Source organism: Pseudomonas sp. R1-6 (genome assembly GCF_051132115.1).
Lineage (GTDB): Bacteria > Pseudomonadota > Gammaproteobacteria > Pseudomonadales > Pseudomonadaceae > Aquipseudomonas.
This window is the reverse complement of the sequence record NZ_CP071662.1, coordinates 3,126,900-3,149,355: the sequence shown is the minus strand read 5'-3', so window position 1 is coordinate 3,149,355 and position 22,456 is coordinate 3,126,900. Positions and strand designations below refer to the sequence as shown.

The window sequence follows — 22,456 nt, the reverse complement described above, 5'->3', positions numbered from 1 at the left end:
AGCGTTATGATTTACTCGTCGGTATCGAGTGATACTGACTGGTATAGTAAGATACCGTTGAGTATCGATGTCAAGCGGAGAGCATCATGCGGCCCGAACGTATTCCCCAGTTAGCCCCAAAAGAAAGGATTCTCGATGCTGCCGAGGCGCTGTTTTTCAGCGAGGGCATCAGTCGGGTGACGGTGGATGCCATCGCGGCGAAGGCCAAGTCGACCAAGATGACGGTGTACCGGCATTTCGATTCGAAAGACGCGCTGGTGCTTGAATGGCTACGTCTGCTCGTCGAGAAATATGCCGAGGTCTTCGAGGCGCTGTCGGCGCAACACATCGACGATCCCAAGGCGCAGATTCTCGGGTTTGCCGAGTTCATCGCCCACGACCTTTCGGCGTCGTCATACAGGGGCTGTCCATTCACCAATTCGCTGGCGGAAATACCCGAGCCGGCCAATCCCGCCCGCGTTCTGATCGAGGAACATAAAAAGCGTCAATTCTTGCGATTGGTCGCGCTCTGTGAAGAGGCTGGCCTGCCCGAGCCGGACGAAGTGGCAATGGAGCTCACGTACCTGATGGAAGGGGCCCAGGTCGTTGCGCAGAACAAAAGCATCGAGGACGTCGGCGCAAACCTCATGACGATGGTTCGGAAAAAAATTGCTGGATAAACCGAGAGACATGACAGCGTGAAAAGAATCATTCGAGTCGATGATCTCCAGGTATTCGTGACCACGACGGATGCCGGAAGCTTTTCAGCGGCAGCACGGTTGCTGGACATCTCTCCGGCATTGGCCAGCGTCGCGGTGCAACGACTCGAGGCCAGCCTGGGGGTGAGGTTGTTCGTGCGGTCCACCAGGCGGCTGCGTTTGTCGGATGACGGCGAGCGGTACCTGAGCCACGCGCGGCAGGCGCTGGAGGCCTTGGAAAATGGGGAGCTTGCCCTGGCCCAGGGGCGCGATGAAATTTCCGGGACGCTGCGCTTGTCCATGCCCTCGGACATCGGCCGCAACCTGCTTCTGCCATGGCTGGATGAGTTCCAGCAGTTGCATCCCAAGGTCCTGTTGCAGTTGCGCGTCAGCGACCAGGTGGCTGATCTGTTTACCGAACACCTGGATGCGAGCATTCGTTATGGCCAGTTGGCTGATTCAAGTCTCGTGTCCCTGGCGCTCGCGCCGTCCAACAGACGGACGGTGTGTGCCTCGCCCGACTACATTGCACGCCATGGCCGCCCAGAAACGCCCGGCGAGCTGAGCAGGCATAATTGCCTTCGTTATGTGATGGGCGAGCAGACCTTCGAACGCTGGAGTTTCCAGACGCCGCAGGGGGTGGAAACCGTCCAGGTGCTGGGCAACCGCATCAGCGATGACGCTGACATCGTCAGGCGTTGGGGGGTGTCGGGACTTGGCGTCGTCTACAAATCCAAGCTCGATGTGATGGACGATATCCGCAGCGGGCGCCTGGTGGAAATTTTCCCGCCGGACTATGGCCAGCCCGCGCCGCTGCAACTGGTGTGCGCCCACCGGACCTCGCTGACGCCGGCGGTCCAGGTGTTGAGGGCATTCCTGGTGGCGCGTTTAGAGCGTTACATCAGCGGGTGAGCGACAGCGCTGCAGCGCGTACCCTGGCTACCGAACGGCCATGGTATGCGCTTCGCGGCCGCCGGCCCCGGACAATCAGGTCAGCCCTGGTCCTCGACGCGTAACAACACCCGGGTCACCCGCCGCTCTTCCACCTCGACGACCGTCATGCTCCATTGCTCCCAACGCAGGCTATCGCCGATGATGGGCAGACGGTCCAGCAAGCTCATCACCAAGCCGGCGAGCGTTTGGTAGTCCTCCGTCGCTTTCGCCTGGAAGCCGATATGTTCGCGGACCTGGCTGAGATTCAGGGCGCCGCTGACCAAAAAACCTCCCTCCTGGGCAACGATGTTCGGACCCTCGATTTCACTGGCATCGGGCAGTTCCCCGGCGATGGACTCGAGAATGTCAGTCATGGTCAACAGGCCGACGAAATCACCGAACTCGTTCACCACGAAGGCGATGTGGGTTGACTCCTTACGCATTTGTTCCAGTGCGTTGAGGATCGTGAAACTGTCCAGCAGGTTGATGGCCTTGCGCGCCATGGCTTCCAGATTCGGCGGGTTGCCCGCCAGCATTTCCTTAAGCAGCTCTTTTTTGTGGACGAAGCCCAGGGGTTCGTCCACGCGACCTTCACGGATCAACGGCAAGCGTGAATACGACGAATGCATCAGTGTCGTACGGATTTCTTGCGCAGTGTTCGCCAGGTCAAGGTGATCGATCTGCGCGCGATGAGTCATCACGCTGCGTATCGGGCGCTCCGCCAATTGCAGCACGCCACTGATCATCACCCGTTCCCGTCGATGGAAAACCTGTTCGGGTTCTTCGCCGGCCAACATGTCGGCTATTTCCTCGCCGACTTCGTCGGGGCCGAGCTTCTGGCCTCCCAGCAAGCGCATCACCGCGTGGGCGGTACGCTCGCGCATCGGCCGCAGACCCTGCAGGCTTTTCTTGCGCCGCGAGCGTGCCAACTGGTTGAACAATTCGATCAGGATCGAGAAGCCAATCGCGGCGTACAGATAGCCCTTCGGAATGTGGAAGCCCAATCCTTCGGCGGTGAGGCTGAAGCCAATCATCATCAGGAAGCCCAGGCAGAGCATGATGACGGTCGGATGACTGTTGACGAAGTGGGTCAGCGGCTTGCTCGCGATCATCATCAAGCCGATGGAGAAAATCACCGCGATCATCATGACCGACAGGTGCTCCACCATGCCCACGGCGGTGATCACCGCATCCAGGGAAAAAACCGCGTCCAGCACCACGATCTGCGCGACGATGGGCCAGAACAACGCATAGGCAGCATTGCCGGAGCGTTGCGCCACGTGGCCTTCGAGACGCTCATGCAGTTCCATGGTTGCCTTGAACAACAGGAACACACCGCCGAACAGCATGATCAAGTCTCGGCCCGAGAACGTCTTGCCGAAGATTTCGAACAGCGGGTTGGTCAGGGTCACCATCCACGAAATGCTCGCCAGCAGGCCCAGGCGCATCAGCAATGCCAGGGACAAGCCGATGACACGGGCACGGTCGCGTTGTTCGGGGGGAAGTTTATCGGCCAGGATGGCGATGAAGACAAGGTTATCGATGCCGAGCACCAGCTCCAGCACGATCAACGTCAGTAGGCCCAGCCAGGCCGTGGGATCAACGATCCATTCCATGGTTTATTTGCTCCCTCGACCGGTCAGTGCGAGGGCAAGAGGCTGCGACGAGCCTGCCCAGGGCGCGGCGACGGGGGAGAGGCGGTTGTTCGTTGAACGGCGACTGGGAGGTTCCTGAAGGGTTTTCATACAGACCTGAGGTTAAATGGGGAAGAAATCCTACAATGGTTTCCAGCGTTTCCCACGAGACGATTTATTACAGGATCTGACGAAGCAACGGCGAAGCGCAGCAAACCGTGTGATTTTCATGGCGGGTCGGGCCAACATCAATCTAGCGAAATAAGTGCACGGCCAAGCCAACAAGCCCACAGCCGAGCAATACCTGGATCACGCCCCGCTTAAAGCGAAACAACGCAATTGCCGCCCCGATCGCTATCAACGCCGAAGGCCAGTCGAGGCTGCCGCTGAACCCGGTTGGCCAGAGCACGTGGTAACCAAAGAAACACGCCAGGTTGAGGATGACCCCGACCACCGCCGCGGTGATGGCGGTCAGCGGCGCGGTGAACTTGAGCGCGTTGTGAGTCGATTCCACCAACGGCCCGCCCGCGAGAATGAACAGGAAGGAGGGCAGGAAGGTGAACCACGTCACCAACGCTGCCGCAACGGCACCGGCCAGGAACACTTGATCGGCGCCAAACACTTGCGAGACATACGCCCCGATGAAACCTACGAAAGCCACGACCATGATCAGCGGCCCGGGGGTGGTTTCGCCGAGCGCAAGGCCGTCGATCATTTGGGTCGGAGTCAACCAGCCGTAATGGCTGACCGCGCCTTGGTAAACATAGGGAAGCACCGCATACGCACCACCGAAGGTCAGCAGCGCGGCCTTGGTAAAGAACCAACTCATCTGGGTCAGCGTGCCTTCCCAACCAAACAGCGCAGTCAGGGCGGCCATTGGCAAGGCCCACAGCACGGCGCCAATCAATCCCAGCAATGCCAGCCTTGGCCAACTGAACCGGGCATGCTCTGGCGTGGGTGTCTCGTCATCGATCAGGGCCGGGCCGAATGACTTGTTGGCGGCGCTGTGCCCACCAACCTGGAATTTTCCTGGTGCCAGGCGGCCACCGATGTAACCGATCAGCGCCGCACCCAGCACAATCAGCGGGAACGGAACATTGAAAGCGAAGATCGCCGTGAACGAGGCGGCGGCGATGGCCCAAAGCCAATTATTCTTCAACGCCCTGGAGCCGATTCGATGCGCCGCCTGCACGACGATCGCGGTCACTGCTGGCTTGATCCCGTAGAACAGGCCGGCCACTACCGGAACTTCACCAAAGGCGATGTACACCCAGGACAAGGCGATCAGGATGAAAAGAGAGGGCAATACAAACAGGGCGCCGGCGATTACGCCGCCCCAGGACCGATGCAATAGCCAGCCGATGTAGGTCGCCAACTGCTGGGCCTCCGGCCCGGGAAGCAACATGCAATAGTTGAGGGCATGAAGAAAGCGTCGCTCGGAGATCCAGCGCCGTCGCTCGACCAACTCCTGATGCATGATCGAAATCTGTCCCGCTGGGCCGCCGAAGCTGATGAAGCCCAGCTTCAGCCAGAACCAGAAGGCGACGCGCAAGCTGATCGGTTCAGGTCTCGCAGGATCATGTTCAAGGGCAGATTCGGCAAGCTTGGGGTTCATGGGCGATAGCTTGGAAAAGTGAGGGTGCCGCTACAGTATCGGCTGCATATGAAATTGAAAGCTATTTGTCGCAGGCCGGTGAAAGGTCATCGCCTCCCACCGGCAGCGGTCAATCAAGCGCCGCCGACGGCCTCGCGAACGAAGTCTTCATAGCTGCGCAACGGACGGCCCAGAATGGCTTGGAGTCGCTCCACCGTTCCTGCCTCGGCTTGCATGCCGAACGCCTGGATACCGGCCATCATCAGGCGCATGTCGTAGGCCAGCCAGCCAGGGCCGAACGACGCCATCTGGGTTTCGAAGGCGGCCACGTCGTCACCGCCATAAACCACCTCCCGGCCCAACGCCGAACCCCAGGTTTGCGCCACGGCCGCGCCAGTCAGGGCCCGGGGGCCGACCAGTTCCAGCGTGAGCCGTTCGAGGGCAGCGGGTGCCCGGTCGCGTCGCAGCAATTCGGCGACGGCGATGTCGGCGATGTCTCGCGCATCGATCATCGAGACCCCGGCCGAGCCGATCGGCATCGGGTATACGCCATAGTCCTGGATGGTCTGCCGGACCATGAGCTCGTTCTGCATGAAATACGCCGGACGCAGGATGGTCGCCGGCATGTCGAGGCTTTCGAGCATGCGCTCCACCGTATGCTTGCCGGTGAAATGCGGGACATTGGTGAACCTGTCGGCATGTATCACCGACAGGTAGACGATGCGCTCGATACCGGCTTCACGCGCCAGGTTGAGTGTGATCAAGGCCTGTGTCACTTCGTCCGGCGTGACGGCGTTGAGTAGAAACAACGTGCGTACCGACGCGAGCGCGGCGCGCATCGAGGCTACGTCTGTCAGGTCGCCAACGACTTCCGTCACGCCAACCGGGAAGTCGCGCTTGCCGGGCTGACGCACCAGGGCCTTCGCTTCGGCGCCTTTCTCGGCAAGTCGTGTGGTGATGAGAGAACCGATGGTGCCCGTGGCGCCGGTGATCAAGATGCTCATGTGAATCTCCTGTCGCTGATATCAAGGAATGGCATTGCAGTGACCAGACGATAGGGCGTTGCAGGGATAAAACGAAGGCGCCAGAATGCAAACACCTCGTTTCAAAAATGGAACAACATGAACCTGAATGCGCTCATTGATTTCGCGCTGGTCGCCACCAACGAAGGATTGGGCAAGGCAAGCCGCGCCAGCGGCCGGTCGAAAGCCACCTTGTCGCGGCGCATCGCCGAATTGGAGGAACAGCTGGGCGTCAGGCTGATCGAGCGTAGCGCCCGTGGCCTCAAGCTTTCCGAAGCCGGCGAAATGCTGATTGCCCGGACCGAAGGGCCGCTGGGGGAGGTGATCGAAGCCATGACGGCGACCCAGGAAGGCGTGTCGACGCCTAACGGACGCTTGCGGGTGGCGGCGCCGGTCCTGTTTTCCCAATTGACGATGGGGCGCATTGGCGCGGATTTCTGCGCGGCCTATCCGCAGGTGACGATCGATGTGCGGGCGGAGGACCGCCTGGTGGATCTCGTCGAGGAACAATTCGACGTCGCCATCCGAGTCAACCCAAGCCCGGACAGCAATCTCGTCGGACGTTGCTTCGCCAAGGACCGGTTGGTGGTCGTGGCCGCGCCTGGCGTGGCCAAGCCTGAACCCGGAGCGGTCAGGCCTGTCCCCAGTATCGTGCCTTCCAATTTCCAGCCGACCCACTGGAATCTCGATGGTGGGCGCTTGATCCTGGAGCCCATCCCCAAGCTGTGGTTCTCTTCCTACCTGATGATTCGCGACGCCGCGGTCGCCGGTGGGGGCGCCGCGCTGCTTCCGAAATCGATTGCCTGGAATCAATTGGCCCGCGGCGAGTTGGTCCAGTGGGGGATGGTCGCAAGCGCCGAACGACAGTTGTGGGTCCTGCACACCTCCAGGCGCCTGGCGGCGCCGAAGGTTCGCGCGTTTGTGGACTTCCTGTGCGCCCGTTACCCGGATATGTCATTGACACTGGAAGGATAACGGAGCGGTTTGCGCCCACTCAAGGTAACGGCTGTTCCTTGACCTTGGTTGAAACGACCGCGTCGTAACCGCCCGGGCTCTGCACTTCGTCGGAGACCCATAACCGCTCGCTGCGGCATTTGTATTTCACGCCTTTGCGCGGTGCCATGACTTGCGCGCTTTCAATACACATCTGTCTGGATGCATAGGTCGGCCCGGGGTTTCGCTCTTCCACACAGCCTTCCATGCCACTACAGATCCTCATGACAAGAAAATAGACAGTCATCATCCTAATGTTGCTCCAGCGAGCGATGCGGTTGGTTACGTCCTGTGTCAGCGCGGTTTTAGCGCCTGAACGCACAGCGATCATGCGGCGGATGATGAGCCCGCTCACAAATCTTCAGCAATGGGACATCAGTGCCATCTGTCGGAAAAATGGCGCTTCATATAAAAGTTTTTATAGGAAGGTTTTTGGTGACGGATTGTTGACGTCACGGAGGGCGTCATGTCGCGCTTTTTCCCGTCCCTTGAAGCGATGACTGGGAAGAGCTACGGGTGGGACAGACGGCCGTTTTGAACGTGTTGCCATGTGCGCTTCGAGCGGCCTTCGAACAGGTATCTGAACTTGATTTTTTTCTTCGTTAGTTATGCAGGATAAACACGATTAATCATTAAAAGTTATCTTGCGGTAGCCTTCCGAGAGCATTAATTCGCAGGGCTATATGGACAAAATCTGTCCACTTGTCAACGTAATTGCAGCCCCTATTATTGGCGCACTGAGTCGCCAAGAAGAGGGTGTCATGAAGCAGTTATTTGAAGGTTGTGTAAAAGTGATTGTCCCCTGTGGTTCATTGGGAGCGGGTGTACGAGAAGAAGAAATTGCTTATGGGCTGGCGGCGGGGGCGCAAGTAATTGCCACGGACGCGGGTTCAACCGACAGCGGCGCGGCTTATCTTGCCCTTGGCAAGTCGAAGAATAACCGAGGCGCGGTCAAGCGCGACCTGACTATTCTGATGAAGGCCCAGGCGCAATCCGGCGTGCCGATTATTGTCGGGACTTCGGGGCAGGCGGGCGGCGATCTGAATCTTGATTGGACGCGTGATATTGCCTTGGAAATTGCCGGGGAGTTGGGTGTATCACCAAAGATTGCGCTCATTTATTGTGAGCAAGACAAGCAAACCATTAAAAAGCTGAACGCTGAAGGTCGTATCAAACCATTGCCGCCCCACGCCGAGTTGGACGACGCGACAGTGGACGCCTGTGAGCACATTGTCGCTGCCCTAGGGGTTGAACCCTTCCTCGCCGCGCTGGACGCGGGCGCCGATATCATATTGGCCGGCCGTTCGACCGACACAGCCGTCATAGGCTGCTATCCCATTTGGAAAGGCGCGCCATGGGGACCGTCCTGGCATGCCGGCAAGACCGGTGAATGCGGCGTGCAATGCGCCGTCAACCCGACGCTAGGGTCGGGGATCCTGCTCAGTGTTGACGCGAACGGCTTCGAAGTCGAGCCGTTGAGCCTGGACAACCAGTGCACGCCCCATAGCGTATCGGCCCATATGCTCTACGAAAACAGTGACCCGTTCCGGTTGTTGGAGCCCGGTGGAATCTTGAACGTGGCCCAGGCGCGCTACACCGATTTGAATGGGCGCGCTGTTCGGGTAGAAGGCTCGCAATGGGAGCCGATGCCTTACACCATGAAGTTGGAAGGCGCTGCCGCCGGTTTGTACCAAACCATCATGCTGGTGGGCATCCAGGACCCCGATGTGCTCAAGGACATCGATGGTTTTCATGACCGTTTGCTGGACGCGCTATATAAGAGAACACGTCAGTCGATTCCCGCCGAAGAGTTGGGCGAGTTTCATATTTCCCTGCGCATGTACGGGTGGAATGGCGTGACCGGTGTCAAACCCGCAGCCGGAACGTTACCGCCACCGGAACTAGGGATGTTGTTTGTCGCCACGGCTGCAACGCAGGAAATGGCCAATACCATTGCCCAGGCGTGTAATCCGTACTTCTTCCATTATCCAAGCGTGATGGGTAAGGAGTTGCCTTCCTATGGGTTTGCCTTTACACCGGCCGATATACCTCGCGGGCAAATATTCGAGTTCAAGTTGAATCACGTGGTGCAACTTGAGAATCCCCTTGAATTGGTTCGTTTGAAGTGGATTGATCTGTCGGACACCCCAATAGCTGTGAAGGAACTTGCACAATGACTAAGTTGCGTGATGTATGCCGGCACGTCCGATCCAAACAAGCGGGGCCGTTCTGGGTTACGTTCGATATCTTTTTCAACGGACGCGAGAATTTCGAACGTTATTCCAATTGCGCGGCACTCTCGCCGGCTCAATTCGCAACGCTCTACGGCACCGACCCGGAACGGGTCAAGCGGATCCCGGTGCCGGATCTGGAAATGGTCAAGATCTCCTATCCCCGTGCGACGCCCCAGGGCGGAATGGTCGAGCGCGACATGCACGCCGGCCAGCAATACGTCCGTCTGCTTGACGTGATCGTCGACTGAGGCCGGGCGCCCGCTCGAGCCTTGATTTGTGCGCCTCATGGACGAGGACCGACCCCCCTGTTTACCCGAGGTAACTATGACGGACCCGACCGTTGCGATGCGCCTTGCGCAATATGCCCATGAATTTCGTAGCCAACGCCTGCCCGAAGACATCATCAAACTGGTACGCCAGCGTTTCATCGACAGCCTGGCGTGCATACTGGGCGCCTACGGGGCTGACCCGGTCAAGGCTGCCCTCTGTTACGCCGCTGCAAACACGGCGCAATCATCCAGCGTATTCGGCACCAACCTCAGAACAACGACGGAAATCGCAGCTTTCGCCAACGGCTTGATGGTTCGTTTCCTGGACTACAACGATGGCTACATGGGCCTGGAGCCCGGCCATCCGAGCGATAACATCCCGGCCTGCCTGGCGGTGGCGCAAGCCGAAAACGCATCCGGGGCTGAGTTGGTCTCGGCCATCGTCCTGGCATATGAGATCCAAATGCGCTTGCAGGATGTGGCGAGCCTGAACAAGCGTGGCTGGGACCACGTGAACTACATCAACGTCGCGATGGCGGCGGCGGCTTCCAACTTGATGAAGCTGGACGTGGCGCAGACCGAGCAAGCGATCAACATCGCCCTGAGCGGGCATTTGGCGATGCGGCAAGTGCGCAGCGGGTCGTTGTCCGACTGGAAGGGCTGTTCCGCGGCCAATGCCGCTCGCAACGCGATTTTCGCAGCGCAACTGGCGCGCCATGGCATGACCGGGCCGTCGCCGATCTTCGAAGGCGAGATGGGCTTCTTCAAACAGATTAGCGGACCGTTCGACCTGGACATCAGTCGTTTCGGCACGCCCGGCAACGGCGACTACGCGATACGGCGCTCGCTGACCAAGACGTTTCCCACCAATGGCGAATTGCACACGGCCGTCTGGGCCGCGCTGGATATCCGCAAGCGGATTGACGGTGTGCAGGACATTGCCGCCATTTCAATCGAAACGTCTGAATTCAACCGTCGGGTACTCGCCGATACCCCAGAGAAATGGCTGCCGAAAACCCGCGAAACGGCTGACCACAGCCTGCCTTACAACGTCGCCCGGGCCTTGCTCGATGGCGATATCACGGTCGGCTCGTACGCCGCAGAAAAGATCGCCGACCCCGCAGTGATTGCCTTGATGGAGAAAGTCAGCGTCGTCGAAGATCCGGCGCTCACCGCGCTGTTTCCGCGGCACCTTGCCAACCGTGTTTGCGTAACCCTGAAATGCGGCGAGCTGGTCGTGAGCGAGATGATCACCGGTCCCGGTTCGGTCGAAACGCCAATGACCGATAGCGACTTCGAGCGCAAGTTCCGGCGCATGGCGATGCCTCATCTCGATGCATCGGCACAGGCTGCGGTGCTTGGGTTCGTGGCGGGGCTCGAGCATCAAACCGAGTTCGAGACATTGTTTGCGGCGATGGTTGCCTCCTAGGGGCGCCAGCGCCCCAATGGCATCGCCAACGAATGCCCCAATCAGCGGCGTCCGGTATCGGTCGCCGTTGGCAGCGTCCCGGTGTAGCGAGCGCGGGGGCGGCCCTCGTGGTGTTGGTTGTATTGCTCGCTGGCGTGGGCGATCCAGCCGATGGATCGACCTACGCCTCCCAATGAAATTTCCTGCCCGCGCAATCCCAGTTTCCTGCCGATGAAGCTCACCATGAGAATGAATTCCGGTGGGTACGCCACGAGCTCCGAGGCCACCGAGAAGGCTTTTTGCAGCTTGATGAACTCACTGTCGCCATCAAAGGCAGCCGTGAGCGCCGCCAAAAGATTGCTGGCACGCGGGTCGTTGATCGAGTGGACATTGGGACCGAACCCGACAATGTGTCCGTCCTGGTTGTAGCGCTGCAAGATCGGTCGCGTAGGGTCCACGGCGGTACAAATCTCTTCGATCATCCGACTGGCGGCTTCATTCCTGCCATAGGCGATTTTATGGCCCCGTGCGGCGGCGAGTGCAGCGATGACCGCGTAGTACGGAGTGGCGCCAGTGGTGGCGGCGACGCGGACGCTGTGGGTGGTGTGATCCAGCTCATGGTCGATACTGAGGATCAACAGGCGCCGGATCAGATCGGCGTGGGCCGGCGGGGCGCCGCACGACTGGGTGATGAACTCATGCAGGGGTTGCGTACTCGGTTCGGTCGCCCCCACGACCAACGCGGCAAACCACCTCACGACATCGGCGCCTGTACGGGCGTAGCTGTCCGGGGAAAGGTCGAACGCTTTGGGATTCTCTCGCTGGACCAAGGGGAAAAGCGCGATGGCTTTTTCCTGGGCAGACATGTGCTCGTAAATCTGCAACAGCTTGGCGCTGTCCTTCGGGGTGCGAGGCAGCGAATCGCCGAACGCCGAAGGCACCTGCCAGATCAACTCGGCCACCTCTTCGACGGTGGCCCGGTCCGCGAGCTCGACGACGTCATGGCCACGATAAAACAGCCCATCGTCGGTGATCAGCGTAATCGCACTGTCCGAGGGCGATGAGCGCTTCGCCACGGGTTTCTCCGCCGCCGGGACCTTCACCAGCCGCTGAATATCCTCGGCCCAATAGCGACGCTTGGGCGTCCCGGCGATTTTGATGGAGCGGATATTCTTGCGACTGACGTAGGCGTACAACGTCGGCAGGCTGATCCGGAGCAGGGCGGCTGCCTCGTCTGCCGAGAGGTAAAGGCCTTCTTGTTCTGGCATGACGGGCCCACTCGGGTGATTGGAAGTCGTACATGTTTATTAGATATGCAGTCAGGTCGTCAATGTGTATTGGTGGATAAATTTCAACACGTGTTTTTTAGACGACCGATGGCGGGATAGGCCCGATTAAGCCGGGATGTTGACGAAAAAAATCAAGATTTACAGCGTTTCAGCCCCTATGTAGATTTCGGCTGCGCAAGAGTTGTTCACATTGATTTTTCGATGCATCGATAACAATAAAAACGAAAAGGTGAAACGCATGGCTTGGTTAGGTTTCGCAATGGTCGTCACGTTTATGGCCTTGATCATAAGCAAACGACTTTCTGCTGTGACGGCACTCATCCTTATTCCGGTTGCCTTCGGGCTGGCCAGTGGGGCAGGACCGGAACTGGGCGCGATGGTGATGAACGGCGTCAAGCAAGTTGCGCCCACCGCGTTGATGCTGATGTTTGCAATCCTGTATTTCGCGATCATGTTCGACGCCGGGCTCTTCGAACCCGCCGTGAGGAAAATCCTGCGCCATGTAGGAAATGATCCTCTTAAAGTCGTACTGGGCACTGCATTGCTGGCCACCGTCATCTCCTTCGACGGCGATGGCGCAACGACTGTGCTGATCGTCACGACGGCGTTCCTGCCGCTTTACCTGCGGCTGGGGATGAACCCGCTGATCCTGGCATTGATGCTTTTGCTGACGAATACCGTGGTCAATCTCATCCCTTGGGGAGGACCGATCGCCCGCGCCGCCAGCGCTCTTCACCTTGATGTGGCAGAAATGTTCCTGGGGCTGGTGCCGGCGATGCTGGTGGGGCTTGCCTATGCGTTTGCCGTGGCGTTCTGGATAGGCCGAAAGGAGCGGCGCCGCTTGGGATGGACGCCCGGCACCCAGGACGCCGCACCGCAGGAGGTCGCTTTGCCGACCGTACACGCCGAAACCCATCGGCCGAAACTCTTCTGGGTCAACCTGGTGCTTACCGCGGGGCTCATGTACTCCATGGCCACAGGGCTGGCACCCTTGCCGTTGCTGATGATGGTGGGTTTTTCCCTGGCGCTGCTGATCAACTATCCACGCTTGGCGGAGCAGAAGGCTAGAGTCGCGGCTCACTCGGAAAGTGTGCTGATGGTCATCGCGCTGATATTTGCCTCAGGTGCGTTCACCGGCATCTTGTCCGGCACCGGGATGGTTGATGCCATGTCAGGAAAGATCGTCCAGCTGATTCCCGACGGCGGTGGCCAATACTTCAGCATCATTACTGCGCTGGTCGCCTTGCCGCTCAATTTCCTGCTGTCCAATGACGCGTTTTTCTTCGGCATCTTACCGGTGCTGGGGGCGGCGGCTGCCGAATATGGCATCGACCCGATGCATATCGCTCGCGCGTCGGTGCTGGGGCAGCCGGTGCATGCATTGAGCCCATTGGTTGCAGCGGTCTATCTCATCAGTGGAATCATCAAGCGCGACATGGGCGACATGCAACGCTATTGCCTGCTCTGGGCGATCGGCAGCAGCGTTGTCCTGATTGTAACGGCAGTTATTACCCGGGCGATTAATTAATTAATTAATTAATTAGTTCGCTGCGCCGAAGTTCAAAGGACGCCAGTTCGCGTCTGCTCACGTCAAAATAAAAATAATAGAGAGGTGGTCGATGAAATCGATTAACGCCGTCGCTATGACGTTCCTGTCGACATTGTTAATGTCTGGAGTTTGCCTTTCGGCAACCATCAGTGATCCTGACAGGTTCCAGCATGAAGGGAAGTTGAATGCTTATCTTCGTTCGGTCTATATCAATACGCGTATCGCCAACGATTTGATCGAAGACCGCTTTGGCGGTTTTCCGGACGGTGCCCAGCTGGGTGGCACAGGCGTCGGTGCGATCCTGGATTACAACTCCAGTTATTGGGCCGGCGTTGTAGGGATTGATGCCTCTTTGTATGGCGTGGCAATGATCGATTCAAAAGACAATGGCCGGGACCTGTTCGACGATACTGACGGCACCAACGGGGGCTTTACCAAAGTTGGACAGAGTTATTTCAAGTTGCGTTACGAGGGCAACGGCTGGAATGCCGATTCCCAAGTAGGTCGGGGGCGGTTCGACGCCGGAACGTTGGTCACGCTGGACACTCGGATCGTTCCCGGCTCCTACCAGGGAGGCCGCGCCCATTTGAACTTCACCGAGATGGGGATCGGTCCGCTTCCTGGCACGTTGGGGTTCGAAACTGCCTATATCAACCGCACCTCGCCTCGGGACAGGGAAGACTTCGAGCACCTGCTGAGCCAGACGGGCGAGGAAATCAAGGATCTGTATACCTACGGCATCAATTACGACTTGAAAGCTGTCGAGCTGGGTTACGCCCACGGGGTGGCGCGGGACTTCAATGAAAACACCCGTTATGGGCTGACATTAAAAGCGCCGCTGGGCGACAAAGCCGGTGTGGTATTGGACACCCAATATTATGAGTTCCAGAAAGCCGGGCGAATCTGGGAGCGTGACTGGGAGGCGGGTGAGGCGGCTTACGATGATGACGCGACATGGTTGAATATCAACCTGGGTTTATTGCTCGATAAACTTCGCCTGGGTCTTTCTTTTTCCGAGACCCAGGCAAAGTTGAGCAACGGGCAACTGGGTTATGCCTACTTCGACCACGGCGATAATGTTGACGGCCGGATGGATGCCTGGACACGCTCCGGCAATGATTTCAATAACGACGGTGAGCGAACCTGGCAGATTGGCGCCGAATATGACTTGAGCGGGCATTCTTTATTGGGCGCTTCGCTGGATGGTTTCAAGGTCATGACTATTTATAAACAAGGTGAGTTTGATGCGACCGACCCGTTCAGCGGTCGACGCACCGACGTGACCGAGCGACAAAATGAATATCGCCTCTACTATCGCTTTGACGAAAAAGAATACGCAGGACTTTCCGTGGGCCTGATTTATATCAACTACCGGATTAACCAGGACTTCGTCGCACTGGTTTCCGCTCAACCCGATAACGTGGTGAGCGGTTCGGAGGCGCGGGTCTATCTGGACTACGCGTTTTAGAAGTTCAACCGCTCTATCGAGAGGCTCGAGATGTCTACACCTCGTCATAAAATAGTGGTCACACAGCGATTTTTCGATGCCATGGCGACCGACTTCCTGAAGAGCCGCGGCTGTGATGTAGTCGTCGCCGACCTGGCGCCCGGGCAAGCGGACGGCGACCTGAGTGAACAGCAACTGACCGACATCCTGAAGGACGCTGATGGCTGGATCGTCGGGCACGCGACTATCACGTCCAGCCTGTTGGGCTCGCTCCCGCGCTTGCAGGTCATCGCCCGTCGCGGTGTGGGTTACGAACGGGTTGATACGGCGGCGGTGGTAGCGGCGGGGAAGGTCGCGACCATAGCGATCGGCGGCAACGACGCAAGCGTCGCCGACCACACCGTGGCATTGATGCTCGCTGTGTGCCGCCAACTCAAGCGCTGCCAATCGGGATTGTCCGCAGGGGATTGGTCGATCCCCCTGGGCGGCGATTTGTACCGCAAGACGGTGGGCGTCGTCGGGATGGGGCGGATCGGCCGGGGCGTTCTGCAGCGCTTGTCCGGGTTTGAAGTTACACCGTTGATTTTTACCCCTGATCCTCACAAAACACAGCTCGACGGTATCGCCCACGGTAAATTCGTTGGTCTGGAAACGCTGCTCGAGGAAAGCGATTTCGTCACCCTTCATGCGCCTCTCAATCCTCAAACCCAAGGGTTGATCGACGAGCACGCATTGAGATTGATGAAGGGGTCCTCGGTGTTGATCAACACCGCGAGGGGCGGGTTGGTGCGCGATGCGGATCTGCTCTGCGCGCTGCGGGAGAACCGGTTGGCGGGGGCGGGGCTCGATGTCTTCGAAAGCGAGTCTGACCCCACGCTTTTACCTGTGACCGAACGATTGATCCAACTGCCGAACGTGGTCGTGACGCCCCACGTCGGCGCCTCCACGGTCGAGGGGCTCAATCGCACCAACCTGATTGCCGCCCAGTGCGCGGTGGCCGTCCTGCAAGGGCGCAGCCCGCCCAGCCATTGCGTTATCGCGGACGGACGTCGACCCGCCGGCACGCAGGTGTGGCCATGAGTCGTAGCGAAAACCCGTCGCCGGACTCATGCCCGCCGGTTCATCCCGACTTGCTCGCGGTGGCGACGTCGCTGCGCCAACAGGGCCTGCTTCCGATTGTCCAGGGCGATGTGCAGAGCGTCCGGGGCCAGTTGGAGCGGATCAATGCGTGGGCGGCGCACCGCAGCGTGCCCCTGAGCTACGAGCGCACGCTGGGCTTTTGCGTCGACGGCCGAACGGTTCCCTGCAAGCTTTATTGGCCGGAGGGCGATGAGACGCCTTGTTTGATGTTCTACTGCCATGGCGGCGGATTTCGCCATGGTTCGCTGGCCGGCTGGGACGCGCCGCTGCGTCAGTTGGTTCGCGACAGTGGCCTGGCGGTGCTCTCCATCGACTACGCGTTGTCGCCGGAGCATCGCTTTCCCGTGGCGTTCAACGAGGTGGTAGCGATCGTCAGCCGTGTCATCAAGCTCGGGGCAATCACCGACTGCCCGGTGCGCGGCTATGCCCTGGGCGGCGATTCGGCGGGCGCGAACCTGGCCCTGGGCGCGGCCATTGCGCTGCGTGACGTGGGGATCAATGCGCTGCGCCAGCTGTTGCTGTTCTACGGCAGCTACTCGCGGGACATGACCTCCAACTCGTGGCAACGGTTGGGCGGATACGCAGGGCAGAATCTGTCGGTCGAAACCATGAGCGCCTATTGGGCCAGCTATCTGGCCGATGATGAGGACGACTGGCGGGTGCAGCCAATCACGGCTGACCTGACGGACCTGCCGCCGACGCGATTGGTCATTGGCGAGCTGGACCCACTGCTGGACGAAAACCGAGGGTTGGCGCAGCGCTTGAAGGACGCAGGTGTGGTGACGAGCCTGCAAGTCCTGGCGAACATGACCCACGGTTTTATCCGTTTCAACGAAGTGGCGCCCATCGCGCGCAACGTACTCGCTGCTCAGGGTAACGCGTTGCGCAAGGCGCTTTCCAATCAGGCGAACCTTCCATGAATGTTTTCCGAATCGCCGCCTTTGCATGGGCCTGCGTCGCGGCATCCGTTGGCATGGCCGCCGGTACGCTGCCTGTCGGGCCCGTTGCCGGGGATGTGCAGTTGTCGGCGTTTTATCGCTGGCCTGAGGCAATGCCCGAATCGCCGGGTACGCTGCTGCGAAACGAGCGCATGCCAGTGCAGGCACTAATGCCTGCCGCCGCGCAGGCGATACGCCTGCTCTACAGTTCGGTTGACGAACGCTGGCATTCCGGCCTCGTTCCGGTCAGCGGCGCGTTATACCTGCCGGCGGGCAATCCCCCCGCCGAAGGCTGGCCGCTGCTGGCCTGGGCCCACGGTACGCTGGGGATCGCCGATGCGTGCGCGCCCTCCTGGACCGGGCTGCGCGACCGTGACGCGGCGTACATCAATCGTTGGCTGGCGCGAGGGTTCGCGGTGGTCGTGACTGACTACCAAGGACTGGGCGGGCCGGGGCCGCATCCCTATACATTCTGGCAAGCCGAGGGACGTTCCGTTCTCGACTCGATTCGCGCTGCCCGCGCCATCAGACCAGGGCTGATCGCCCCTCGCACGTTCCTCGCCGGGCAATCCCAGGGCGGCGGGGCGGCGTTGGGCGCGGCGATACTTGCCACGACCTACGCACCCGAACTGCCTATCCTGGGGGCGATACTCACGGCGCCGAACAGCACGTTTCCCCAAGGCCCCATTGCGCTGCCGCCACGCCAATCCAACACCGTGTTCCTGGTCCTGGCGTCCGGTGGCCTGCGCGAAGACGGACCGCCAATCGAAACCATCCTGACCGCCAAGGGCCTCCAATTGCTGGACGTCGCCCGGCAGGGCTGTACCCGTGACATCGCGCTCAAATCCAAGGCGTTGCGGATCGGTTCGTTTGCAGAGCTGTTGACGATCACCCCCGAGGCATTGAACTCAGCGCGCATCCCGTCCACCGACATGCCGCAGGCTTCGATTGCGTTTGCGTTGTTCATCGCCACCGGCCAGGCAGATCAGACGATCACGCCAGAGCGGCAGTACGCGGTCGCGGCGGCGTTGTGCGCCGCCGGCAACCCCGTCACTTGGCGCACCTATGAAGGCCTGGGGCATGACGGGGTGTTGCACGGTTCGCTGGAAGATGCCTTCGCATTCGTCAGGGCCCGACTCGATGGGCAGGGCGATGGTTCGAATTGCGCCACCTTGCAAAGACCTGGTCCGCCGGGGGAGAGAAACGAAGGAGCGCTGTTCAACGACGACTGAGTGCTGAGTACACCTATGTGGCAAGGGAAGTTGCTCCCTCTCCACGGTTTTGGCGGGTTTGCCATCTCGCGAACCGTCCCAATGCAACGATTGCCAGGCCATGGCCTCATATGAGTCATAAGCGGCGCCCTGGATACCAGGCGCCGGGCCGATTTTCCTTATGACGGGTGATTGTTTTCATGACGATGGCTGAGAAAAACCATGTCGACTGGCTGGTGGAGCAATCGATGCTCAAGGCGGCGAGGCAACGGGCCAAGCTTTACTCGGGACAAGGGCGCCTGTGGCAACAGCCCTTCGCACACACCCGGCCCCGTGACGCCTGCGCGCTATCCTCCGTTTGGTTCACCGCGTACCCGGCCTCCATCGTCACCCGGGAAGATGGCACGGTGCTCGAAGCGCTGGGGGATGAAACCTTGTGGCATGCGCTGTCGAAGATCGGCATCCAGGGCATCCACAACGGCCCCTTGAAAAGGTCCGGAGGCCTGCACGGCACTGAATTTACGCCGACGATCGACGGCAACTTCGACCGCATCAGCTTCGACATCGACCCGGAACTGGGCACCGAGGCCCAGTTGCAGGCATTGACACGCATGGCCGCTGCCCACAATGCCGTGGTCATCGACGACGTCATCCCGTCCCACACCGGCAAGGGCGCGGATTTCCGCCTGGCGGAGCTGGCCTACGACGACTATCCAGGCCTCTACCACATGGTGGAGATCCGCGAGGAAGACTGGCCGCTGTTGCCTGAAGTCGAGGAGGGGCGCGACGCGCAGAACCTCACCGCGCAGCAGGTGGACGCCCTGCGCGACAAGCACTACATCGTCGGCCAGTTGCAGCGGGTGATCTTCTTCGAACCCGGCGTCAAGGAAACCGACTGGAGCGCAACCCCCGTCGTCATGGGTGTGGACGGTAAGCCGCGGCGTTGGGTCTACCTGCATTACTTCAAGGAAGGGCAGCCGTCGCTGAACTGGCTTGATCCAAGCTTTGCCGCGCAACAGATGATCATTGGCGATGCGCTGCACGCCATCGATTGCATGGGGGCGAAGATCCTGCGCCTGGACGCCAACGGTTTCCTGGGCGTCGAGCGCAAGCTCGATGGCACTGCATGGTCCGAGAGCCACCCGCTGTCGATCACCGGTAACCAGCTGCTCGGCGGTGCGATTCGCAAGGCAGGGGGTTTCAGTTTCCAGGAATTGAACCTGACGTTGGATGACATCGCCGCCATGTCCCACGGCGGGGCGGACCTGTCCTATGACTTCATCACGCGACCGGCCTACCAGCATGCCTTGCTGATGGGCGATACCGAATTCCTACGCTTGATGCTGCGCCAGATGCACGCCTTTGGCATCGATCCGGGGTCGCTGATCCACGCGCTGCAAAACCACGACGAATTGACCCTTGAGCTGGTGCACTTCTGGACGCTACACGCCCATGACACCTACCTCTACCAAGGCCAGACGTTTCCCGGCAACATCTTGCGCGAGCACATCCGCGAGCAGATGTATGAGCGCCTGTCCGGTGAACATGCGCCTTACAACTTGAGGTTCGTGACCAACGGCGTGTCCTGCACCACGGCCAGCATCATCACCGCCGCGCTGGGCATCCGCGACCTCGATGCCATCACCGCCGCCGATATCCAGCAGATTCGCCAGGTGCATCTACTACTGGTGATGTTCAACGCCATGCAGCCGGGCGTGTTCGCCTTGTCAGGCTGGGATCTGGTGGGGGCATTGCCGTTGCCGGCGGAGCAGGTCGAGCATTTGATGCGCGACGGCGACACGCGCTGGATCCATCGCGGCGCCTACGACCTTGTAGACCTCAACCCGCAAGCGCCGATGTCTGCCGGGCAAATGCCCCGCGCCAGGACGTTGTATGGCAGCCTGCCGAGCCAATTGAAGGATCCGGATTCGTTCGCCTCCCAACTGCGCAGAATCCTGGCCGCGCGCCGGGCCTACGACATCGCCGCGAGTCGCCAGATATTGATTCCGGACGTTGAGCATCCAGGGTTGCTGATCATGGTCCATGAACTGCCGGCCGGCAAAGGCACGCAGATCACCGCGCTGAATTTCGGCTCGACGCCCATCACTGAAACCCTCCATCTGCCAGATATCGCGCCGGGACCGGTGGTGGACATCATCAATGAGCGAGTCGAAGGGGATCTCACGTCGGAAGGCGAGTTCACCATCACCTTGGACGCGTTCGAGGGGCTGGCGCTGCGAGTGGTGAGCAGTTCGCCGATGATCTGAGGGAGTCGAAGTCTTTGATCCGTGAGGAAGATTGAAAAGATAAATATCAATATGCCACTATTGTTATTGCCGCATCAATCAGGTGCAAGTCCAGGACATCGCCGGTTCGGCGTTGTATCGCATGCGCATTGAAGTCTCCAGCCAGCCGATCCGGCGTTGCGGCAAGCGTTGTGTCGACGACGGCTCGCTGGACCTGGCGCAAGTGACGACGGCGCTCGACGAATGTATCGATGAGTCGATGCGTGTGCTGGCTGCCGACCTGATGTTGCCGGCGCCGCCGGAAGCGGCCCAGGAAACCCTGCGCTATGTGCTTGATGGGCAGCGTGTAGTCGAGCGCGGTTATCAGTTGGCCAACAATGGGAATTACTGGCGCTACCGCAACCTCTACGGCGCGGTGAAATCAGTGCCGGTGCCGTTCGAGGACGCGTTGACTCAGGAGCAGTTGCGCCAGGTATACGGCCGCTGACCGCTCACATGTTCGGCCAGATGTCAGCGTTGGTCCGTCCAAAACCGGCTGACGCCGCCGTTGGCACCCTGCACCGGATCCCGATCCGGAAACGGCAACCCTTCGATGTTTGCCAGTTGCGCCTCGCTCGGCGCTTCGCGGCAGATGTCGGCCTGCTGGCCGGGTGGATACGCGCCGACCACCAGGAAGTCCTCGCTGGAGTCCAGGTTGCAATGCCCGGTGCCGGCGGGGAGAAGCAGCGCATCACCGGCCTTGACGTCGATGACTTGGCCGTTGGGGCCACCGATCATCAAGCGAGCCTTGCCGCTGGCAACACCGAGCACTTCGTGGCCTTCAGTGTGATAGTGGTGAAAGTCGTAGATCCCGTAACGCCATTGCGGTGGCCAGCCGTTGGCGCGTAAAGTCTGCTCCAGGCGGGCGGCCAGATCGTCGGTATGGGTCGCGACCGCATCACGGTAAATGATCACCGGCAGGCGTGGGTTGTTGGGTACCCAATCGTTGCGTTCCAGCAACAAGGTCTGGATTGAATCCGGGAGTGCGTTGAGCGTGCTCATCGAAGAAGCTCCACATCTGTGCCTTTATGGCCTAGACGATGCGTTCGAGGGGAGAGTTCAACGTCGCTGACCGGTGCCGCCCGTCAGCGCTTTTCCTTCATGATCCGCTCCACTTCACCCGAAGCCTTGAGCTGTTCGAAAGCGCGTTGTGCCTTGGCGACCGTCTCGTCGGGTGTGCTCAGGCTGAACGCCAGGTAAACCCGATGGGGCTGCTCATCCAGCGCGTAGACCTCCTCCAGCAGGTTGAAGTCAATCCGGGCATCTTGGCTCATCAGGCGCGCGGTGTTCTCCGGCATCGGCACGAGCTGGACCTGACGGTTCAACAGTTTCTGGAAGTTATCGTGGTTATTCGCTGAAACGACCAGTCGGCTGAAGCCACGACCTTGCAGATAAACCTGCTTGGCGTCATTTCGTACCACGCCGATGCTGTACTGCTTGGCCTCTTCCAGGGTGCCAATGGCGATGGGGGCCGTGTCGCGCAGCTTGTAGAGCCGGCTGGTGGAGCGATGGATTTCACCGACCCACTTGAACAGCTGTTCACGGGCCGGGGTGCGATCCAGCGGAAAGATCAGCACGTTGGGCTCGCGCAGCGCCATTTCATAGGCCCGCGCCCAGGGGTAGAGGGCCATGTGGAAATCGTCGAGGTCGGCCTGCTTCAAGGTATCGGCGGCGATATGGATACCGGGGCCGACCAATTTCTCGTCGCGCAGATAGGCATACAACGAGTCCTCGGTCACGACCTCGATGGTTTCGGCCTGGCTTTGAAGGCTGTTCAAGGCCAGGAATACCCATGAACAGAGCATCAATGAGTGGCGCATACAGACCTCGGTT

Annotated in this window: 19 protein-coding genes and 1 pseudogene; 13 read left to right on the top strand and 7 right to left on the bottom strand. The window is 59.8% G+C overall.

Translation table 11 applies throughout. From position 1 onward, the window contains the following. Positions 1-86: 86 nt before the first annotated feature. Both J3P81_RS14060 and J3P81_RS14055 read left to right on the top strand, forming a co-directional pair. Positions 87-659, top strand: coding sequence for a TetR/AcrR family transcriptional regulator (locus J3P81_RS14060; RefSeq protein ID WP_434559245.1), 573 nt, complete (start codon positions 87-89; stop codon positions 657-659). Between the two features lie 27 nt (positions 660-686). Beyond that, a complete protein-coding gene (locus tag J3P81_RS14055) occupies positions 687-1,589 on the top strand; it encodes a LysR family transcriptional regulator (RefSeq protein WP_420764030.1) in 903 nt (300 codons plus the stop codon). Positions 1,590-1,669: 80 nt separating this feature from the next. Here J3P81_RS14055 and J3P81_RS14050 read toward each other — a convergent pair whose 3' ends face one another. From J3P81_RS14050 to J3P81_RS14040, 3 genes are all read right to left on the bottom strand, one after another. Next, positions 1,670-3,226, bottom strand: coding sequence for a TerC family protein (locus tag J3P81_RS14050; protein ID WP_434559243.1), 1,557 nt, complete (start codon positions 3,224-3,226; stop codon positions 1,670-1,672). A gap of 271 nt (positions 3,227-3,497) precedes the next feature. Further along, entirely contained in the window at positions 3,498-4,859 is a 1,362-nt protein-coding gene (gene chrA / locus J3P81_RS14045; protein WP_434559241.1) for a chromate efflux transporter, read from the bottom strand. A gap of 113 nt (positions 4,860-4,972) precedes the next feature. Beyond that, the gene (locus J3P81_RS14040; RefSeq protein WP_434559239.1) at positions 4,973-5,842 is read right to left on the bottom strand and encodes an NmrA/HSCARG family protein; all 870 of its coding nucleotides are present in this window, start codon (positions 5,840-5,842) and stop codon (positions 4,973-4,975) included. A gap of 117 nt (positions 5,843-5,959) precedes the next feature. On the opposite strand from J3P81_RS14040, the gene J3P81_RS14035 reads away from it, so the two are divergent. Further along, the gene (locus J3P81_RS14035) at positions 5,960-6,835 is read left to right on the top strand and encodes a LysR family transcriptional regulator (protein ID WP_434559237.1); all 876 of its coding nucleotides are present in this window, start codon (positions 5,960-5,962) and stop codon (positions 6,833-6,835) included. 19 nt (positions 6,836-6,854) lie between these two features. On the opposite strand, the gene J3P81_RS14030 is transcribed toward J3P81_RS14035, so the two are convergent. Then, complete coding sequence (locus J3P81_RS14030; RefSeq protein WP_420763678.1) at positions 6,855-7,208, bottom strand: hypothetical protein; 354 nt, start codon at positions 7,206-7,208, stop codon at positions 6,855-6,857. Positions 7,209-7,614: 406 nt separating this feature from the next. Between J3P81_RS14030 and J3P81_RS14025 the strand changes: the two genes are divergently transcribed. From J3P81_RS14025 to J3P81_RS14015, 3 genes are all read left to right on the top strand, one after another. Next, on the top strand, positions 7,615-9,030 hold the full coding sequence (locus tag J3P81_RS14025) for an acyclic terpene utilization AtuA family protein (RefSeq protein WP_434559235.1): 1,416 nt from the start codon (positions 7,615-7,617) through the stop codon (positions 9,028-9,030). Next, complete coding sequence (locus J3P81_RS14020) at positions 9,027-9,335, top strand: DUF4387 domain-containing protein (protein ID WP_420763680.1); 309 nt, start codon at positions 9,027-9,029, stop codon at positions 9,333-9,335. Before J3P81_RS14025 ends, J3P81_RS14020 begins: the two co-directional genes overlap by 4 nt. Positions 9,336-9,411: 76 nt before the next feature. Beyond that, entirely contained in the window at positions 9,412-10,785 is a 1,374-nt protein-coding gene (locus tag J3P81_RS14015) for an MmgE/PrpD family protein (RefSeq protein ID WP_434559233.1), read from the top strand. A gap of 41 nt (positions 10,786-10,826) precedes the next feature. Here the strand turns inward: J3P81_RS14015 and J3P81_RS14010 are convergent, their stop codons facing one another. Next, on the bottom strand, positions 10,827-12,032 hold the full coding sequence (locus J3P81_RS14010) for a citrate synthase (protein WP_434559231.1): 1,206 nt from the start codon (positions 12,030-12,032) through the stop codon (positions 10,827-10,829). Positions 12,033-12,291: 259 nt separating this feature from the next. Between J3P81_RS14010 and J3P81_RS14005 the strand changes: the two genes are divergently transcribed. From J3P81_RS14005 to J3P81_RS13975, 7 genes and pseudogenes are all read left to right on the top strand, one after another. Further along, positions 12,292-13,581: a CitMHS family transporter gene (locus J3P81_RS14005; protein WP_434559229.1), complete on the top strand. Its 1,290-nt coding sequence runs from the start codon at positions 12,292-12,294 to the stop codon at positions 13,579-13,581. Positions 13,582-13,672: 91 nt separating this feature from the next. Continuing rightward, positions 13,673-15,070 carry an OprD family outer membrane porin gene (locus tag J3P81_RS14000; protein WP_434559227.1) on the top strand — a complete coding sequence of 466 codons (1,398 nt, stop codon included), beginning with the start codon at positions 13,673-13,675 and terminating at the stop codon, positions 15,068-15,070. Positions 15,071-15,151: 81 nt separating this feature from the next. Further along, the gene (locus J3P81_RS13995) at positions 15,152-16,129 is read left to right on the top strand and encodes a phosphoglycerate dehydrogenase (RefSeq protein ID WP_434559225.1); all 978 of its coding nucleotides are present in this window, start codon (positions 15,152-15,154) and stop codon (positions 16,127-16,129) included. Next, entirely contained in the window at positions 16,126-17,109 is a 984-nt protein-coding gene (locus J3P81_RS13990) for an alpha/beta hydrolase (protein ID WP_434559223.1), read from the top strand. The genes J3P81_RS13995 and J3P81_RS13990 overlap by 4 nt, the downstream gene beginning before the upstream one ends. After that, positions 17,106-18,359 carry a lipase family protein gene (locus J3P81_RS13985; RefSeq protein ID WP_434559221.1) on the top strand — a complete coding sequence of 418 codons (1,254 nt, stop codon included), beginning with the start codon at positions 17,106-17,108 and terminating at the stop codon, positions 18,357-18,359. The genes J3P81_RS13990 and J3P81_RS13985 overlap by 4 nt, the downstream gene beginning before the upstream one ends. Positions 18,360-18,538: 179 nt before the next feature. Then, positions 18,539-20,605: a maltose alpha-D-glucosyltransferase gene (gene treS / locus J3P81_RS13980; protein WP_434559219.1), complete on the top strand. Its 2,067-nt coding sequence runs from the start codon at positions 18,539-18,541 to the stop codon at positions 20,603-20,605. 73 nt (positions 20,606-20,678) lie between these two features. Further along, positions 20,679-21,071 (top strand): annotated as a pseudogene (locus J3P81_RS13975) (hypothetical protein); the annotation flags it as partial. Positions 21,072-21,094: 23 nt separating this feature from the next. On the opposite strand, the gene J3P81_RS13970 reads toward J3P81_RS13975, so the two are convergent. Together J3P81_RS13970 and J3P81_RS13965 are read right to left on the bottom strand one after the other, a co-directional pair. Beyond that, positions 21,095-21,625, bottom strand: a complete 531-nt coding sequence (locus J3P81_RS13970) for a cupin domain-containing protein (RefSeq protein WP_434559217.1) — start codon at positions 21,623-21,625, stop codon at positions 21,095-21,097. Between the two features lie 83 nt (positions 21,626-21,708). Next, a complete protein-coding gene (locus tag J3P81_RS13965) occupies positions 21,709-22,443 on the bottom strand; it encodes a substrate-binding periplasmic protein (protein ID WP_434559215.1) in 735 nt (244 codons plus the stop codon). Positions 22,444-22,456 lie beyond the last annotated feature (13 nt).